General features: G+C 31.6%; 18 protein-coding genes. 10 read left to right on the forward strand and 8 right to left on the reverse strand.

The features are described 5' to 3' along the window. Positions 1–25: 25 nt before the first annotated feature. From PKN74_RS06100 to amrA, 8 genes are read right to left on the reverse strand one after another with little or no spacing between them, the layout of a single operon-like run. Positions 26–1,261, reverse strand: coding sequence for a tetratricopeptide repeat protein (locus PKN74_RS06100; protein WP_472309622.1), 1,236 nt, complete (start codon positions 1,259–1,261; stop codon positions 26–28). Beyond that, the gene (radC, locus tag PKN74_RS06105; protein ID WP_472309624.1) at positions 1,254–1,925 is read right to left on the reverse strand and encodes a RadC family protein; all 672 of its coding nucleotides are present in this window, start codon (positions 1,923–1,925) and stop codon (positions 1,254–1,256) included. The genes PKN74_RS06100 and radC overlap by 8 nt, the downstream gene beginning before the upstream one ends. 13 nt (positions 1,926–1,938) lie before the next feature. After that, a complete protein-coding gene (locus tag PKN74_RS06110; protein WP_472309626.1) occupies positions 1,939–2,514 on the reverse strand; it encodes a Maf family nucleotide pyrophosphatase in 576 nt (191 codons plus the stop codon). Continuing rightward, positions 2,495–3,013: a Gx transporter family protein gene (locus PKN74_RS06115; protein WP_472309628.1), complete on the reverse strand. Its 519-nt coding sequence runs from the start codon at positions 3,011–3,013 to the stop codon at positions 2,495–2,497. The genes PKN74_RS06110 and PKN74_RS06115 overlap by 20 nt, the downstream gene beginning before the upstream one ends. Beyond that, positions 3,007–3,384: a NusG domain II-containing protein gene (locus tag PKN74_RS06120; protein ID WP_472309630.1), complete on the reverse strand. Its 378-nt coding sequence runs from the start codon at positions 3,382–3,384 to the stop codon at positions 3,007–3,009. The genes PKN74_RS06115 and PKN74_RS06120 overlap by 7 nt, the downstream gene beginning before the upstream one ends. Continuing rightward, on the reverse strand, positions 3,384–4,424 hold the full coding sequence (locus PKN74_RS06125) for an FAD:protein FMN transferase (protein WP_472309632.1): 1,041 nt from the start codon (positions 4,422–4,424) through the stop codon (positions 3,384–3,386). The genes PKN74_RS06120 and PKN74_RS06125 overlap by 1 nt, the downstream gene beginning before the upstream one ends. Further along, positions 4,397–5,398 (reverse strand): AmmeMemoRadiSam system radical SAM enzyme, encoded by a 1,002-nt coding sequence (gene amrS / locus PKN74_RS06130; RefSeq protein ID WP_472309634.1) that lies wholly within the window; start codon positions 5,396–5,398, stop codon positions 4,397–4,399. The genes PKN74_RS06125 and amrS overlap by 28 nt, the downstream gene beginning before the upstream one ends. A 22-nt stretch (positions 5,399–5,420) precedes the next feature. After that, entirely contained in the window at positions 5,421–5,942 is a 522-nt protein-coding gene (gene amrA, locus PKN74_RS06135) for an AmmeMemoRadiSam system protein A (RefSeq protein WP_472309636.1), read from the reverse strand. A 186-nt stretch (positions 5,943–6,128) separates the two neighbouring features. Here amrA and PKN74_RS06140 point away from each other — a divergent pair, with 186 nt between their 5' ends. The 10 genes from PKN74_RS06140 (at position 6,129) to PKN74_RS06185 (ending at position 18,776) form a co-directional block, all read left to right on the forward strand. Beyond that, entirely contained in the window at positions 6,129–7,568 is a 1,440-nt protein-coding gene (locus tag PKN74_RS06140) for an MFS transporter (RefSeq protein ID WP_472309638.1), read from the forward strand. Between the two features lie 121 nt (positions 7,569–7,689). Next, complete coding sequence (locus tag PKN74_RS06145; RefSeq protein ID WP_472309660.1) at positions 7,690–10,320, forward strand: valine--tRNA ligase; 2,631 nt, start codon at positions 7,690–7,692, stop codon at positions 10,318–10,320. Continuing rightward, positions 10,321–11,634, forward strand: a complete 1,314-nt coding sequence (locus tag PKN74_RS06150; RefSeq protein ID WP_472309640.1) for a bifunctional folylpolyglutamate synthase/dihydrofolate synthase — start codon at positions 10,321–10,323, stop codon at positions 11,632–11,634. It abuts the gene before it with no gap. A gap of 22 nt (positions 11,635–11,656) precedes the next feature. Next, positions 11,657–12,226, forward strand: a complete 570-nt coding sequence (gene ruvA / locus PKN74_RS06155; RefSeq protein WP_472309642.1) for a Holliday junction branch migration protein RuvA — start codon at positions 11,657–11,659, stop codon at positions 12,224–12,226. 37 nt (positions 12,227–12,263) lie between these two features. Continuing rightward, on the forward strand, positions 12,264–13,622 hold the full coding sequence (gene glmU, locus PKN74_RS06160) for a bifunctional UDP-N-acetylglucosamine diphosphorylase/glucosamine-1-phosphate N-acetyltransferase GlmU (RefSeq protein ID WP_472309644.1): 1,359 nt from the start codon (positions 12,264–12,266) through the stop codon (positions 13,620–13,622). Between the two features lie 2 nt (positions 13,623–13,624). Continuing rightward, positions 13,625–14,578: a ribose-phosphate pyrophosphokinase gene (locus PKN74_RS06165; RefSeq protein WP_472309646.1), complete on the forward strand. Its 954-nt coding sequence runs from the start codon at positions 13,625–13,627 to the stop codon at positions 14,576–14,578. Positions 14,579–14,773: 195 nt separating this feature from the next. Further along, positions 14,774–15,448, forward strand: coding sequence for a 50S ribosomal protein L25 (locus tag PKN74_RS06170; protein WP_472309648.1), 675 nt, complete (start codon positions 14,774–14,776; stop codon positions 15,446–15,448). 3 nt (positions 15,449–15,451) lie between these two features. Beyond that, positions 15,452–16,042 (forward strand): aminoacyl-tRNA hydrolase, encoded by a 591-nt coding sequence (gene pth, locus PKN74_RS06175; protein ID WP_472309650.1) that lies wholly within the window; start codon positions 15,452–15,454, stop codon positions 16,040–16,042. Between the two features lie 15 nt (positions 16,043–16,057). Beyond that, on the forward strand, positions 16,058–17,473 hold the full coding sequence (locus tag PKN74_RS06180) for an Rne/Rng family ribonuclease (RefSeq protein ID WP_472309652.1): 1,416 nt from the start codon (positions 16,058–16,060) through the stop codon (positions 17,471–17,473). A 43-nt stretch (positions 17,474–17,516) separates the two neighbouring features. Continuing rightward, a complete protein-coding gene (locus PKN74_RS06185; RefSeq protein ID WP_472309654.1) occupies positions 17,517–18,776 on the forward strand; it encodes a hypothetical protein in 1,260 nt (419 codons plus the stop codon). Positions 18,777–18,948 lie beyond the last annotated feature (172 nt).

The following is an 18,948-nucleotide window of genomic DNA, read 5'->3' on the forward strand; positions in this document are numbered from 1 at the left end:
TTCAATATGCTATTATGCAAATTTTTTAAGAGTATAAAAATTGACAGATTCTCCAACCAAATATCAATCTCAAAGCCTCAAAAAAAGGTAAATCTAAGTGAAAAGTAAAACTTTTACTAAATTGTTTAGTTATTTCGTTAAAGAGCGTCTTAAAATTGTCAAAGTAGGCTGGACCTTTTAAATTGACTTTTATAGCAGTTTTTGGAATAGACAAGAGTTTAAAGACTGGTTTACGTTGTGTTTCAATAGAAGGAATTAGTGCAATAGGAATTTTATCAAAAGAATACTGGATTTTTTTGCATAAAGAATTAAAATTACGAACATCGTTATCGGAATAATATTTGTAAAATAAAACTTCGTATAATTCAGAATCCTCTAGAGAATATGATTTAGGTTTGCCAATCTCAAATAAAACTCTTTCGTACAACATACAATATTGAGGAACTTCAACGACTTGAGAAGTAGATAGAACTCTAACACACTTCTCGCATGCTGAGTTTCCTTCCCTTAACATCGAAGAAGTAGAGCCGGCTTTCTCGGTGTCTTCTGTTAAAATGGCAATGTAGTAATTTAATAAATTAAGAATTTTTTTTGCTTTTCCTTCAAGGTAGGACTTTGACATAAAAGAAAGAGCTTTTTGCGTTTCTTTATTATAGAGATTTAGAGCTATATTTATATAAGAGTAATCCAGAACTTTGTTTGCAACTTCTATAAATTTGTAAGATTGGGCATAATTTTTCTCTCTAAGGAAGTAAAGCCCCATAGTTAAATAGCTCAATCCATTCTTTGGATATTTTTCAATTAGATCACTTAGGTAAGAAAAGGTGTCCTCATCTTTTCTAATTATTTTCAGAAAACCTGAATTTATCTGTGAATCAAAATTATTTTTGTTAATTTTAAACATTCTTTCGGCTTTTTGATAGTCGCCTCTCAATAAATGCATTAATCCAAATTGGTTACAGTATTCTAGTACGTTCTTATTGCTCAATCGTAACTCAAAAAAATAGGCAAGCTTTTCGTTTGATAAATCAATATCATTTATTACTATGTCAAACCAATTATTAAGACTATTTATCGAGACGCTCAATTTTTCGATTTCGTAGTCAGGTTTATAAACTACTCTTACTTTCTCTTTTTTCTCAGGTTTTTCTGGGAGCTTGATCCCTTTTTTTTCAAGCTCTTTTTCCAATTCTTTCTTAACTTGATATATCTTTTTTAACTTTTCTTCTTGATCTTCGTATTGCTTTTCATTTTCATTCATTAATTTCTATCCTCCTACCCGCCGAAAAACTGTAATACTCATTTTTCCCTATTATGATATGGTCGTTCATAGGTATGCCTATAATTTTTGCTGATTCGGTAATTGTTTTTGTGATATCTACATCGTTCATACTAGGTGTCGAGTCGCCAGAAGGATGGTTATGAACAATAATAAAAGAGATTGAATTGTGGAGTATGGCCTCTCTGAAAATATCTCTAGGATGTACCATCGACATATTAGCTGTACCATTACTAATATCTTTAATGGCTATTATATTTAACTTTGAATCTAAAAATATTGCTCTAACGGTTTCACTTTTCAAATGAACCATATCTTGGCAGATTTGATATACTTCCATGGGTGAAGTTATCTTATCTAGCTTTTCTCTCAATTTTTGTAAATGAAATCTTTTACCAATTTCAAGAGCAGCTTTTAGATTTATAGCTCCGACCCTTCCCACACCCTTTTTACTTGAAAGTTCTTTAAGAGAGGCTTGTTCTAGAGAAGGAAGAGTTTTATATTCATTTAATAAATTCTGAGTTGCTTCAAAAACACTGATACCTTTAACTCCATGTCTTAGGATTAATGCAATTAACTCCGCGTCACTTAAACTTGAGGGCCCAAATTTTTCAAGTTTTTCCCTAGGAAGTAGTTCATCGTCCATTTTTCTCTCCTTTTTAATAGGTATTTGATGTGAACTTTTTAATTTCTCTATATAATTTTGCAATTGGTAGACCCATTATGTTATAGTAATCTCCTTCAATCTTTTTTACAAATACTGCAGCAAATTCCTGTATAGCGTAAGCTCCTGCTTTATCATAGGGAGAGTAATTGGTTATGTAGTAATCAATTAGACAGTCTTCTAATTCATAAAAGGTAACATCTGTCACTTCAACAAAAGTATCGATCTTTTCAATACTGCGTAAAGTTACACCGGTATAAACTTGATGAATACGTCCTGATAGAGTTTTTAAAATATCAAAAGCATCATCGTAATCTTTTGGTTTTCCGAAGATCCTATCTCCTAAAGCCACCACAGTATCGGCGGTAATTAATAGTTCTTGTGGAAAAAGAGGAATATCATTGCTTTTATTTAAAGATATCTCTTGCACAAGGTCTTTCGGCTTGATAGAAGAGCATTTTTCATTGTTGTTTGATACTCTTATTGTAAAATCATTTACTATAAGTTTTAATAGTTGTTGTCTTCTTGGAGAAGATGATCCTAGAACTATTTTAATTTTTGAATTGGTCAATTTTTACACTCCTTAGTATTGTGCTAACTATTGCCGAATTGATAAAAGCCGTTATGACTCCAAAGAAAAGCATATAAGGGTAATACCAAATTATTCCTTTGGATTTTACTATAAATAAACCAGCGATCAGTGTTTGAGCTGTGTTACTGAAAAAAGCTCCTATTTCACTTATTCCTAAAACACTAGCTTTTTTCATTAGTTTGAAAGAGATAGACATAGCAAGAGCACTAGCAATTGCACCACCTAATCCCATCCAAAACATTGGCGATAAAAAACGACCACTCAAAATTGAACCTAACAATGTTTTTAATATAGCTATATATAAGGTGTTGGCTATTCCAACATCAGTTACTACAGAGAGCAGCAAAGGAAAGTTTGAGAATCCCCAACGTGCTCCCGGTATTGCAACAGGAAGTGGCAAAAAACTTTCGACATAATAAACTGCAGATGCTAGGGCAGTTAAGATTGCAATATATGAAATTTTTTTAGTTTTCACCATGTGTACAAATCGACTCCTGCTTTGTTTTGTTTTCCAGTTGGTTTAACGACAACTTTATTAGGTATACATACAATAGGTTGATTTGGAGTACTTACCCATCCAGTGTTTTGGCATACTTTATCGGGACAAGAAGCCTCAGTCACTCTTACAGCATCGTTGTAGTATTCTACATTCATCAAAAATTCTCCATCTTCGTTGTATATGCTGTAAGTACCTTCTTTATTTATTTCTAAGATCTTTTCACCTTTTAAAAAAACTTGAGCGCCATCTACAACACCGTCAGAACGGAGAGATGTAATAGACATAAAAAGAATGATTATACCGAATATTATAATCAAAATAAAAAAATCACTTTTCTTAGCAAACTTCATTATTTAATTTTCTCCCTAAAATAGTTGAAACCACTTGTTTCTATACGTTCACCTGTAGGAGAAATTATTAATGCTTGGATACCAAAATTTGTAAAATACTCTAATGCCGGATTTTCATATCCTAATACGAAGAGAGCGGTTGAAAAAATGTCGGCTGTCATAGCATTTTCAGAGATAACGGTAACACTCACTGCATCCCTTGCGGGATATCCAGTCTTAGGATCTAAAATGTGATGATATTTGATCCCTTCAGAAATAAAATATCTTTCATAGTCTCCCGAAGTAGCTACTCCACCATTCGTAAGATAAATTGTATCTATTGCGCTAAAATAATCTTGCGAGAATGGATCTCTGATACCTATTACCCAAGGAAGTTCTTTGAATTTAGGTCCTATTATTCCTATGTCGCCACCGGCGTCAATAAAACCTGAAGCCTTTGGATCTACTTCTCTAATCCTTTGTATAACCAAATCAATTGCATATCCTTTTGCAATTGCCCCTAAATCTATTTCAACGCCGTCTTTTAAAAAAGAAACTTCCATATTTTCTTTGTCAATGTTGATAAACCTGTAATTAACGTAACTCAATGCCTGATTTATTTCTTCTTGAGTTGGAACTCTTTTTGTAGAAAATTCATCATCGAATCCCCACAACTTGATTAAAGGCCTTACGGTTGGATCAAACGCACCACCTGTTAAAGCAGCATAGTTTACAGCAGATTGAAATAAAAATAAAGCTTCTTCATCGACCTTTACTTTACCTTTTTCATTTAAAATATATATCAAACTACCTTCAGTGTTTGGGCTATATTTATTATGAATTCTCGAAAATTCTTTTTCAGCAATATTAACTAATACTTCAGAAGAAACTTTATCTCCAGCTAAATTAACTCTGACAACAGTTCCTAAAGAAGAAAATATCTTTTCTTGGTATACAGGCACCGGTTTTGAAAAAATGAGCCAGCCAAGAATAATTATTCCTACTGCTATTGCTGCTATATATAGGTATGGTCTTATACCTCGACCACTTTTCTTCCGCAATGTTCGCACTCTCCTTTTGAGTTTAAAGCTTTTATATCGATATTGTATCCGTTTCTTGAGATAAGAAGAACGCCACAATCAGGACAATATGTGCTTCCATATTCTGGTTTCCTGACATTTCCTAGATAAACAAAATTTAAATATTCTTTTGCCAATTTGAACGCTTGTTCCAAAAACGACATACTTGTAGCAGGTTTGTCAAACTTATATGCTGGATGATATCTTGATAAATGAAGTGGTATATCTTTGGATAAACTAGCGAGCCAAGTAAATTCTTTTTCTAACATATCTAAATCATCATTAATTGTGGGAACAATCGAAGTTGTCACTTCAATGTGTATGTTGCTCTCCACTGCTAATTGTATAGTTCTTTTGACTGGTTCCAAGCTTCCTTTTAGATATTTCCTATATATCTTATCATCAAAACTTTTTAAATCAACGTTTAAAGCATCAATATATTGTAACATCAACTTTAAAGCTTCTTCGTTTATATATCCATTTGTTACAAGGACATTGTAGTTTTCAGGATTAGAATATTTTATCGCCCTTGCTGAATCTAGAACGAATTCAAACCATACTATTGGTTCAGAATAAGTATATGCAACTCCATGAACGTTCTCGTAATTTTCTAGTATTGTGGGGAGTGCTTTAGGAAATACTCTTCTCAAAGTGGAGGGTTTTTCTTGAGAAATATCATAATTTTGACAGAAAGGGCATTTCAAATTACATCCCCAAGTACCTAAAGAAAGTATTTTCTCTCCTGGATGAAAATGATAAAGCGGCTTTTTTTCCATTGGATCTAATCCCATACTAGTTGTATCTGCATAGTTTAACGAAAACATTTCACCACCTATATTTTGTCTAACACCACAAAATCCCTTTTCATTTGGATGCAAAACACATTCATGTGGACACAAAGTACATTTTAATATATCTTCTTTCAAAACATCGTAAAATAACGAGTTTATTTTCATTAATTATTCACCTCTAAATACTTTAATAATACCTTTCGACAGTAAATTTGTATATTTCAATCGGTTCATCCTTATGAATTCCAGCTTTTGTTTTAGCTATTCTTAGTTGTTCCTCAACTGTCTCTATTCCCTCAATATCTGGCAACAAAACGCCCCTTTTATAACCACTTTTTACAACAACACCATAAATTTTTGGGTCAAGCTCTTTTAAGTCATTAACTTTTTCTAATTCTGATAAAATATCAACAGATACAACTAGATCATCTAATTCAGAAGGATTAACTGGAGGGAACCTTGGATCTCTAGTGGCAGCAGCAATAGCATTTTCTCTTATCTCTTCTATTAGATTTTCATACACAGGAAAAATGGTTCCTATGCAACCTCTCAATTGACCATCTTTTTTATGAAGGCTTACAAAACAGCCTCTTTGCTTTTCAAACATTTCTTTAGGAAGTGTTGCATCAAATTGAATCCTTTTTTTGTATTTCACATAATTCTCGATTACTTTTTTAGCCCAAATCACGTAAGGATGACTTTTCTGCATTTTTCTTGTACTCCCTTCCGAAAGATGAAAATTTCTGTGTATCATTAATTTCAAAATATAACAATTATTAAATTTTAAATTAAACTTTAATTTTCATTTGTGAATTATAATATGCTGTAGATAAGAGTTATTAGTTTAGCAAACCATTAAGATAAAAAAGCAAAAAACAAAGGAGAATTAATAACCATGACAAAGTACAATAAAACAATGATCATTTCTATTGCAGAAGCAGCTAGCTATAACGCTTTTTACATAGCTACCCAAGGTTTTATATTTACAACTCTAGCTTTGTATTTTAATGCTTCTCCTCTGTATATTTCTATAATGACTTCCTTTCCAATTATAGCACAAATGTTTCAGATTTTTACTCCAAAAGTAAATAATTTGATTGGTTCAAGGAAAAAAGGAATGATTGTTAATGCGTTTATATCAAGGTGTTTGTTTGCTATCCTTCCGATATTAATACTTCTTGATGTCAGATCTAATAACGCACTTTTATTGATTATTTTACTTTTTTCTTTTTTTGGAACATTTGTTGGTAACACATGGACCGCTTTAATGAGAGAAGTTGTTCCTTTCGATCTAAGAGGAAAGTATTTCGGAATTAGAAATATCTTTTCTTCTATTGCGGGTATGGTAATGTTATTTTTATATACTAAATTACTCGGTTTTCCTAATCTTAAAAATGGTTTGCTTTTAGTAACTATTTTTATGGCTTTTTTTGCAATTCTTTCTGCTTTTTTATTGACTAAACATGACTTCCCTCAAAAAAATGATGAGGAAGAAATCTTTCAAATAAACATAACTCAACCTTTTAAAGACAAAAATTTTAGAAATTACTTGAGATTCATCTTTTTCTGGAATTTTGCTATTGAGTTTTCAAGACCGTATTTTTCTTACTTTGAAGTAGCTGTGTTGAATGTAGATTATAATTATTTGGCTACGATGAGCATTTTAAACAGTATTATATCCATATTTCTTTATTTATTTTATGGAGTTTTAGCTGATGCATTTGGAAGCAAGAATGTATTAACTTTAGGTATATTTTTATCAACTTTTAGTCCATTGATGTATTTTCTCATGGGTTCTCATAATTATCGAAGTATTCTTTTTTTAAATGCAATTCTTTCTGCCTTTGCTTGGTCGGCGATTAATTTATCTATATTCAATTTACTACTAGAATTAACAAAAGAACCCTCAGAAAACTATATCGCAGCTAATTCTCTCATGGGAGGAATAGCCGCAATTTCAGCTTCTCTTATTGGAGGGTCGATAGCCAATGTTCTTAAAGATACACAAATTAATTTTTTGGGAGATACATATCATGGCATCCAAATAATTTTTATTATAGGGTTTGTTTTAAGAATTATTTCTGTTACAATATTGAGTGAGGTAGAAGCTATTCAGAAACCAATGAGATATAAAGGAGTATTTTCGGCAGAAGCTGGTCTTTCAAGAAGAAGGGAAACAGATATGCCATCTGTTGAGTTCTTTCAAAAAAGCAAACCTCCTTTAAAAAGTACTCAAGTTGATAAAATTTCTGAAACTGAAGAAGATTCAAGTAAAGAAAATCAAAAACAGGAAGAAGCTGCTAGTAATGATGCCGAAACTCTAAGTGAAGAATAATCGAAACAAAAGGCTTGAACTTAAATGAAGTAATTGGAGCCATTAATTGTTCCTTTACTAAAATAAAAATATTAAAAAGCAAAAGTGGATATATAGACTCTTTTTAATTAGGAGGATTATAATAATGGACATAGGAACTAGATACGAGCCACACAGTTTAGAGAATAAATGGTATAAAATTTGGGAGGAAAGTCGTTCTTTTGAACCTAAAAAGGAGGGCAACGGAAAGTTTTGTATGGTAATACCTCCCCCAAATATAACAGGTAAATTGCATATTGGGCATGCATTAAATATAGTGCTTCAAGATATTGTTGTTAGATATAAAAGAATGAAAGGCTTAAAGACTTTATGGATTCCGGGAGAAGACCACGCTGGGATTGCTACTCAACATGTTGTTGAGCAGTATCTATTGAAAGAAGAAGGTAAAAGAAAAGATGATTATTCAAGAGAAGAGTTCATTGAAATAGTGTGGGATTGGGCAGATAAGTATAGGAGTCATATAAGAGACCAAATAAGAGCTTTGGGTGCTTCAGTAGATTGGAGTAGAGAAAGATTTACTTTAGATGAAGGCTTAAACAAAGCAGTAAGAAATGCTTTTGTTACTTTGTATAAAGATGGTTTAATATATAGGGGAAAGTACATAGTTAATTGGTGTCCTTCATGCGGAACTGTTCTTGCTGATGACGAAGTAGAACACCATGAAGATAAAGGAAAGTTATGGTATATCAAATATCCACTTGAAGGAGAAGATGGTTTTGTTGTAGTTGCTACAACCAGACCAGAAACTATGCTGGGAGATACGGCTTTAGCGGTAAATCCTTCAGATGATAGATATAAGCATCTAATTGGCAAAACAGCGATTTTACCTTTGATAGGAAGAAAATTACCTATTATTGCTGATCCTTATGTTGATCCTCAATTTGGAACCGGAGTGGTTAAAGTAACCCCCGCTCACGATCCAAATGATTATCAAATTTGGGCGAGACATAATTTAGAAATGATACAAGTGATTGATGAAAAGGCAAAAATTAATGAAAATGGTGGAAAATATAAGGGACTAGATAGATATGAAGCTAGAAAAAGAGTTGTTGAAGATCTAAAAAATGAAAATCTTTTAGAGAAGGAAGAAAATTATGTTCATGCAGTGGGACATTGTTATAGATGCAACGATGTTGTTGAACCTCTACTCCTAGACCAATGGTTTGTAAAGATGAAACCATTAGCTGAAAAGGCTATTGAAGTTGTTGAAAACGATGAAATTAAATTTTACCCAGAAAGATGGAAAAAGAATTATCTCAATTGGATGTATGAGATAAGAGATTGGTGTATCTCTCGCCAACTTTGGTGGGGTCATCAAATTCCTGTTTGGTACTGTCAAGATTGTGGCCATATAAATGTTTCTGTGGAAGATATTGAGGCCTGCGAGAAATGTGATTCAAATAATATAAAACAGGATGAAGATGTGCTTGATACATGGTTTTCATCAGCACTTTGGCCGTTTTCAACACTTGGTTGGCCAGATGAAACAGAAGATCTTGCCACATTTTATCCAACGGATTTATTAATTACAGCGTTTGATATCATCTTCTTTTGGGTTGCTAGAATGATTATGTTTGGTGAAAAATTTATGGGAGAAAAGCCTTTTCATGATGTTTATATTCACCAGTTGGTCAGAGATAAATATGGAAGAAAAATGTCAAAATCTTTAGGGAATGGGATCGATCCCTTAGAGATGATTGGTCAATATGGTACTGATCCGGTAAGGTTTACACTCGCTATTTTAGCTGCTCAGGGTAGAGATATAAACCTAGATGTAAGATTTTTTGACTCATATAGAAAGTTTGCGAACAAGATTTGGAACGCTACTAGATTTGTTTTACTAAATATTGATGATTATAATAAAATTGAGTTAAATGAAGGAGATTTAAAAATTGAGGATAAATGGATTTTAACTAGGCTAAATAATGCTATCGAAGGAGTTACTAATTATCTGGATATTTATTTATTTGATCAAGCAGCCAAACTGTTGTATGAGTTTTTTTGGAATGAACTTTGTGATTGGTACATAGAAGCTTCAAAAAATAGGTTAAAATCTGAAGGAATAGAAAAAATGATTGTTCAAAATGTACTCGTTAAGGTTTTTGATAATTCATTGAGATTGTTGCATCCATTCATGCCATACATAACAGAAGAATTATGGGAGAAATTGCCAATTGATCGAGACTCAGAGTTGTTGATCACAGCGAAATGGCCTGTTTGCGACAAAAAATATTATTTTGAAAAAGAGGCACAAGATTTCATAAAAATTATGGAGGTAGTTAGAGAAATAAGAAATATAAAGGCAGAAATGAATATTCCACAGGTTCAAGAAGTGTCGCTAAATTACAAAGTTGTGACTGCTTTAGAAGAGTGGTTTGAAGGTAACAAAGAATTGATTTCAAATCTAGGATTTGTAAAAAGGATAGAAGAAATAAAAGCAAAGCCGGTAAGTTCTGCCACCGTTTATGTTGATGAAAATATAGAAATTTATATGCCTTTAGGAGACTTAATTGATTTAGAAGCGGAAAAACAACGAATATCTAAGAAGTTAGAAAAAATTTCTAAAGACATCGAATTATATGAAAAAAAATTATCTAATAAAAATTTTGTAGAAAAAGCAGATCCTGATGTAGTCGATGAAGCTAGAGAGAAGTTAGAGGAAAGTAAAAGGCAATATGAAAAATTACAACATTTAATGAAGGAGATAAATTAAATGGAATTCGTAAATTTGATAGATAATCTTTATGAAAGAGGATCAGCTAATTTTGCAATTAAGTTAGGACTAACTAGAATCGAGGAACTAGCTGAAAGAATTGGAAATCCGCAAAATTCTTATAAAGTAATACATATAACTGGCACAAATGGAAAAGGGAGTGTAACAAAAGCGGTTTCTGATATTTTTATTGGTCAAGGTTTAAAAGTTGGAACGTATATCTCTCCACATCTTGTTTCAATAACTGAAAGAATTAAGGTAAACGGGAAAAATATCACAGAAAATGAGTTTATGCAAACTTATCTTGAAATAGAAAGCGCAATTAAAGAAATGGATAAGAAAGGAAAGGATTTTTCTCCTTCATTTTTTGAAATCATAACTGCTTTAGCTTTTAAATTCTTTGAAAAAGAGAAAGTTGATTTGGCTGTGTTAGAGGTAGGACTTGGAGGTAGATTAGATGCAACAAATGTTGTAAATTCAGATGTATCTGTTATTACATCTATATCAAAAGATCATATAAAAACTCTAGGAGACTCCGAGGAGAAAATAGCGTTTGAGAAGGCTGGAATTTTAAAAAAAGACAATTTTGTAATTTTGGGAAATATAGATCAATCCCCCAAAAATGTTATTTTAGAAAGATCTAAAGAGGTCGGTGTAAATAAAGTACTGGAGTTTAACAAAGATTTTTATTTTGAAAATCCGAGGTATCATATCAATGAAAATTTATTGGATTATAAGGGTATAAATTTAGATCTGAAGGACTTACAATTTAAAGCTAATGGCACTTTTCAAATGCAAAATGTAACTATTGCTCTAGCAACTACAGAAGCATTCGCAGAAAAATATAAAATTGACCTGTCCGTGGACAAACTTAGAGAAACCATGAAAAATTTTGTTTGGGAAGGGCGTTTTGATTATACAGAAATAAATGGCAAAAAACTTATCCTAGATGGAGCTCATAATGTAGCTGCTGCTGAACAGTTAAGAACAAGCGTTGAAGTTTATTGTCCAAATGAAAGCAAAACTGCTATGGTAGGGATCTTGAATGATAAAGACTATATAAATATCGCAAAAATTATTTCACCTATTTTTGATAAAATAATAATCACTTCTGTTCCATCCTCAAGAGGGAAAGATCCAGAAGCAGTTTTTGAAGAATTCAAGAAATGGAACAATAATGTTGAATTTATTCCAGATACACTTGAAGCTTTTATGAAACTTTTCTCAGAAAAAAGCGACGTTTACTTTGTTACAGGCTCGTTGTATTTGGTTGGCAAGATTAAAGAATTTTTCTCAACCAACTTGATTTCTTAATAATAGAAAAAGGTAGGTTCTCATGATAAGAAAACTTAGAGCAACAATAGAAGAGATTGAAGAAGAAATTATACTAATAAGGATAGGAAATATTGTATTTGAAGCCTATCCTTCCTTTAAAGTTTTACAAAACTATAATATTGGTGATGAAGTAGACTTTTATGTATGTCTTGAGATTAATGAATGGAATAGTTCTATGTATGTCTTTGAAGATAAGTTTGAAAGGGATGTTTATGAAGCTTTAAAAAAAGTTTCTAAAATAGGCCCGAGAACTTCCTCTAAAATTTTAAAGAGAGTTAGTGCGGAGATGCTCGTGAGCATGATTAACGCAGAAGATATCGTTGGGCTTTCTGAATTACCAGGCGTTGGAAAAAAAACAGCAGAACGTTTAATTGCTGAACTTTCTGGAATATTTAATACGGTTGGTCCATTTGCGGCTGATTTATCTACAACAAAAAATGTAAGAGATGCTTTAGAAGCATTAGAAACATTAGGATTTCAAAGATACGAAATTATGAAAATAATTAATGAAATGGACTTGAAAAATATGTCAACAGAAGATATAATTAGAAACTGTTTGACAAAGTTGTGAATATTTATGAATATAGGAGTAAAGGTGGAGGGGCAAAGTGAGAGTTTTGATATTAGCAGCTGGTCAAGGAAAGAGAATGAATTCGAAAATTCCAAAAGTAGCTCACAAAATTCTCGATAAACCAATGGTTAACTGGGTAATTGACGTTGCTCAAAAAGTTTCCGAGGAAATAGCTATTGTCTTAGGTAACGGTTTTGAAATCGTTAAACAATTAATCGATCCTAGCATTGCAATTTTTGAACAAAAGGAACAATTAGGTACAGCTCATGCAGTAATGTGTGCAAAAGATTTTCTGAAAAAGGGAGATAATATCTTAATTTTGTATGGTGACGTACCTTTTATATCAAAAGAAACTCTGGATCTTCTTCAACGAACTCATATAGAACACAACAACGATGCGACTGTTTTATCAGTTGTATTAGATGACCCAACTGGCTACGGAAGAATAATAAAAAACTCTAAAAATCAGTTGATAAAAATAGTAGAAGATAAGGATTCTTCTGAAAATGAAAAGAACATTAAAGAGGTAAACACAGGAATAGCTATCTTTAATTCTGAAAAACTCAAAGATGCTCTAGATAAAGTTAAGCCTCAAAATGTCCAAGGAGAATACTATTTAACTGACGTTTTTTTATTTTTGGATAAAACTGAAGTAATACAGTTAGAAAACAATGCAGAAGTACTCGGAGTAAATGATAGAATTCAGCTAGCGGAAGTAGAAAGAAAGATAAGAATGGAAATAATGAAAAAGTTGATGTTAAGCGGTGTAACTATTGTGGATCCTTATTCAACTTATATATCTCCTGATGTGGAAATTGGAATAGATACTATAATTCAACCTCAAACGTTTATATATGGCAGGACAATTATTGGTGAAAATTGTGAAATTGGACCGTTAACCAGAATACTAAACTGTAAGATTGGAAATAAAGTAAAAATAATACGCTCAGAATGCGAATTAAGTGAAATAAAAGACAATGTGAAAATAGGCCCTTTTTCTAGATTACGAGAAGGTACTTTTCTAGAAGAAAACGTAAAAATTGGCAATTTTGTCGAAATTAAAAAAACACACATCGCTACTAACAGTAAAGCACAACATTTGACTTATTTAGGTGATACTTATGTAGGGAAAAATGTGAATATTGGTGCTGGTACTATAACTTGCAACTATGACGGTAGAAAAAAGTATGAAACTTTTATTGACGATGATTCTTTTATTGGAAGTAATGCTTCGTTAGTTGCTCCTGTAAAGATTGGGAAAAATACATTAATAGGAGCAGGTTCAGTAATAACAAAAGATGTTCCTGATGATTCATTGGCTTTAGGTAGGGCACAACAAGTTAATAAGCTTAATTGGGTTAAAGAGAAATGGAAAAATAATTTGAAGGGAGAATGAAAATGTCGTCGGCAAATGAAAAGCAATTCAAGGTTTTTGCGGGTAATTCAAATCCTCCTTTAGCCAAAAAAATAGGTGAATATATGGGTACAAGGCTTGGCGATTGTGAGGTTTCAACTTTCGCAGATGGAGAAATAAACGTAAGAATAAATGAGACTGTAAGAGGATTTGATGTCTATATAATTCAATCTTTTTCTCCTCCCGTGAATGACCATATTATGGAATTGCTTATTATGATCGATGCGTTAAAAAGAGCTTCAGCTGCTTCAATATCTGCAATAATTCCTTATTACGGATATGCAAGACAAGATAGAAAAGCTAGAGGGAGAGATCCAATAACTGCTAAGCTTGTTGCTAATTTGATAACTGTTGCAGGTGCAACAAGAGTTGTTACTATGGACTTACATGCTGAGCAGATTCAAGGTTTTTTCGATATTCCAGTGGACAATCTTTGGAGTTATCCAATATTTACAAAATACTTTTTAGATGATATAAAAAGTATTTCAGAAAACATAGTTGTTGTTTCTCCTGATGTTGGTGGAGTGAAAAGGGCTAGAAAATTTGCAGAAAAATTAGGTTTCCCTTTAGCTATTTTAGATAAAAGAAGGCCAAAAGATAATGTAGCCGAGATAATAACAATTATCGGTGACGTTAAAGGCGCAGATTGTATATTATTTGATGATATCATAGACACGGGGGGGTCTATCATCGCAGCGGCAGAAACTTTAGATAAAGCTGGGGCCAAGAAAATTATTGCTTGCGCAACACATGGAGTATTCTCCCAAAATGCAGTTGAAAATTTACAAAATTCAAGAATTGATAAAATAATTGTTACAGACACAATATATCATAAACAATTGCCAGATAAATTTATTGAATTAGCATGTTCTGATTTTTTAGGTGAAGCAATGGTGCGAATAAGAAAGAATTTATCTGTTAGTATACTCTTTAGATGATTAAAGTTTTTTATTTAGAAATAGAAAGTCAATTTTAGAATTTAAATGGGTTCAAGGGCGGCAGCCCTCCTGCCCTTTTGGTACAAGAGTATCAAATTCGCTAAAGAATTTAGCTTTTAAAACTATAACATTTATAAAAACTTGTGTTTTAGAATTTCTAAAACAACTAAATTTGGTAATTTAGGAGGTTAAGATATGACACATACTTTCAGTTTAGAGGTATTAGAAAGAGATCCAAAATTAAAGGCAAACAAATATAGAAGGGAAAAGTTAATACCCGCGGTAGTGTATGGCCCTTCTATGAAAGAGAATAAACATATAAATATACGTACCAATGATTTAGAAAGGCTAATTGAAAAGGCAACGGCTACTACATTAATTGAATTAAATATAAAAGGTGAAAATTCTAGCGAAAAAATGACTGTTTTTATTAAAACTATTCAGAGGCACAAAGTAACTGATAAGCCTATTCATTTGGATTTTTATTGTCCACAAGAAGGCAGAAAGATGAATATTAATATACCAATAACTTACATAGGAGAACCGGTAGGAGTTGAGCAGGGAGGTACCTTAAATATTTATTTGCATGAGATCCCTGTAGAAATTTTGCCTTCAGATATTATAGACACTCTTGAAATAGATATTTCGAACTTAGAAATAGGAGATAACATTATTGTAGAGGACATAAAAAAAATCATGCCAGAAAGTGCAGAAATACTTCTAGAAGACGATGAAGTATTAGCTGGAATTATAGAACCTAGAGAAATAGTTGAAGAAGAAGAAATAGTAGTAGAGTTCGAAGAAGGTGAAGTGACAGCCGAACCTGAGGTTATAATGGAAAAAGAAGCAACAGAAGATAAGGAAGAATAATCAATGAAGAATTTAGTAATAGGTTTGGGAAATCCAGGCCCGCGTTATGTTTTTACTAAGCATAACGTGGGTTTTTTAGCTTTAGATAGATATGAAGAAAAGAAAAAAAAATTTTATGACATCAAAAAAGTATCAGGTAAAAATTATGAAGGTTTTACCTTTAGTGATAATTTATTTATCAAACCTCTAACTTTTATGAATTTAAGTGGAGAAGTACTTCCCGTAATATTTAGAAAGTATGGTAAAATTGAGGAAAACTTACTCGTAATTCATGACGATATCTGGTTAGATTTTGGTGAAATAAGAATCAGGAAAAACGGATCTGATGGAGGGCATAAAGGCTTGAAATCACTGATTTCTGTATTGAAAACTACAGAATTTCCAAGAATTAGAATTGGGATTAATAAAAATTATGTTCACGGAAGTGGTGATTTAGCGAGCTATGTTTTAACTCCTTTTACAGAAGAAGAACTAGGTGATTTGTATATTATATTAGACGTGGTATGTGAAGCCATAGATTACATATTAGATGGTAAAATAGAAGAAGCCATGAATAAATTCAATGGTAAAAATTTTTTAAAAAATGTTCGATGAAAAGGGGTTCTACCAATGAACGAAGAAAAGATAATGATTTTTAGTAAAATACTAGAGGAGATAAGAATAGCTATATTGGAAGATAATAAGCTGACGGAGATTTTTTTTGAAGATTTTGAGACTGATACTAATACCGGTAAAATATTTGTTGGTAAAATCGAAAATGTAGTTCCTAGTCTAGAGGCGTTTTTTGTTAACATAGGAACCGGTAAAAACGGTTTTTTAAGGTTTAGAGACACAATTGGAAAAGCGGAAAACTATAAAGTTGGGGACAAAGTGATGGTACAGGTAAAAAAAGATGGAAGTAGTCGCAAAGGTCCTCAATTATCAATGTATATAAGTATTCCAGGGAAATACTTGGTTTATTTGCCATATTCAAGCGATAATATCGGAATTTCTAAAAAAATTACTCGTCAATATGAGAGACAAAGACTAAGAGAGATAGCAAAAAAGCTTTTAAAGAAAGGCGAAGGAATTATATTCAGAACAAATTCTGAAGGTATGGAAGAAGAGGAACTTGCAAGCGAATTAGAAAATTTGAGACAAATCTTTCAAAATATACAAGAAAAGTATGAGGCAGCGAATAAACCTCAGATTCTATTTGAAGAAACTGATTTTATGGAGTACATATTAAGAGAAAGATTAGATTCAAACACGAAAAAGATCATAGTTGACAACAAACAAATTTATAGAAAATTAAAAAGACTCTTGAAGACTTTTAAGTTTAAGCCAATATTAGAGTTCGTTAGAGGTGATTCATTTAAAGAATATGGTGTTTACAACCAAATGAATGAAATTTTTAATAAAAAAGTTGTTTTAGAAAATGGTGGCATTATTACAATAGATAGAGCAGAGGCTTTAACTGTTATTGACGTAGACTCAGCTAGTAACCTTGAGGGTAAAAATGTAGAAGAAACTTCTTATATAACAAATTTGGAAGCAGCTAAGGAGATTGTTCGACAACTAAGATTAAGAAACATCGGGGGTATGATTGTCGTAGATTTTATTGATATGAAAGATCCTATGCATCGAAAAGAAGTTATTGAAGTGATTAAAGAAGAATCCCAAAAAGATAAATCTAAATTGACAGTTGTAGGATTTACAAATTTGGGTCTTTTAGAATTGATTCGCAAAAGAACTACCCCAGCTTTAGACTCTGTGGTGTACTTTCCTTGCCCAGTATGTCATGGAACAGGAAAGATCGTTTCTCCATCAATAGTATTTGGAAAATTAATGAAAGAAATAGAATCTTCCATAAAAGAAATAAAAAGGGATCAAATAAAAGCCATAGAGATAAGCGCTTTTCATAATTTATCAGGTTATTTAACTCCTGCACTTAAGGAAGAAATGGAAAAGAAATTAAATGTGAAAGTTGATTTTTTATTCAATTGGCATGATCCTAATTCTTATAACATTAAATACAGGATATAATTTAAAAGATTTATTTTAGTTATAAATTAGTGGGAGGAAATAAATGAAAAGAAAAATCCCATTTTATATTTTAGTGGCTATTTTAGGATCCACTTTTATTATCAGTACAATATTCTTGTTCTCAAGTAAGGATAGTTCTATTGCTTATTTAACTTCAAATTCTGAATATGAAAAAATTCCTCTGTTAGAATATATTTCATCGAATGAAAAAGCAAAAGTAAAACAAGATAAAGGAGATTTTTTCTTTCAAAAAATAGATGAAAAAAATTCTATATTTAAGAAAATTAAAAAGATAAACAATAATGAATATATCTTATTGGTTGAGAATAAAGACCAATATTATGTTTATTTTATTAACAATAGTGGAGAAATCAAAACTAAAGTTTTTATCGACAGTGGTAATGTTCGCCTTAATGATTTTATAATACATAACAATAATTTCATTTTTGTGGGCCAAAAAAACGGTAAACCATATGTTTTAAATACTTCAAAAAGTGGTTCTATGAATTGGTCCAATATATTAAATTATCAAGGTACATTGAATAGCTTAAAAAATACTTCAAATGGGTATTTAATTGCAGGACAAGTTTTAATAAATAACAATTTTCAAGCTTATGTTTCTTTAATAAACCAAAGTGGGAATAAAATATGGGAAAATTCTTTTGGAAGAGAAAACGAAGAAAAAATCATCGATATTGCTGTTAATTCAAACAATATAATTGCTGTGGGAACTTCAAATTCTAATCTTGAAAAACAACATAATTTGTTATTTTTAGAATATAGTATGGATGGTACCCTTCTATTTTATGATGAATATGGAACTACGGTATACAATGAATATCCCTCGAGTATTAAAAATGACAATCAAGGTAATCTATACATAGGAGGTTATGCATCTTCTTTAAATGAAAAAGAATGGAAAGGTTTCTATATGAAAGTTTCAAATACTATAAAAAATAACAATAATCTTTTAGATGTTGAGTTTTTTGATATTTTATCTATTAAACCATTATCAAAAATAGAAGATATGAAGATTGTTGATAATAAAGTTGTTTTGGGGGGTGTTTGTGTCGAACAATGGCCAAATTATGATGTTTTTATTCAAGTAACTAATTTAAATGGAATTTTGTTAGAACAGAAAATATATGGTGAAGAAAACCAAGAATTACTCAGCTCGTTTGAAATGTCAGATGAAGATGGAATAATAGGCGTTGGACAAATAAATTCAGAAGGCGAAATTTATCCTTTAATATTTAAAACAGATTCTAATTATAGAATTCCTGGCTTGGAAAAACCTAATTGATTTTAATAAATTTATCTTTTAAGTGGGTTCCGGGCGGCAGCCCGAATTAGTTCCTTCCGATTAACAATCGGTAAAAAAGGGTTCTAGGGCAAAGCCTTTTAAACTTTAAATGTATTGAATTTATCTTTTAAGTGGGTTCCGGGCGGCAGCCCGAATTAGTTCCTTCCGATTA

It is taken from the genome of Defluviitoga sp., from assembly GCF_035349255.1.
Taxonomy (GTDB): Bacteria; Thermotogota; Thermotogae; order Petrotogales; family Petrotogaceae; genus Defluviitoga.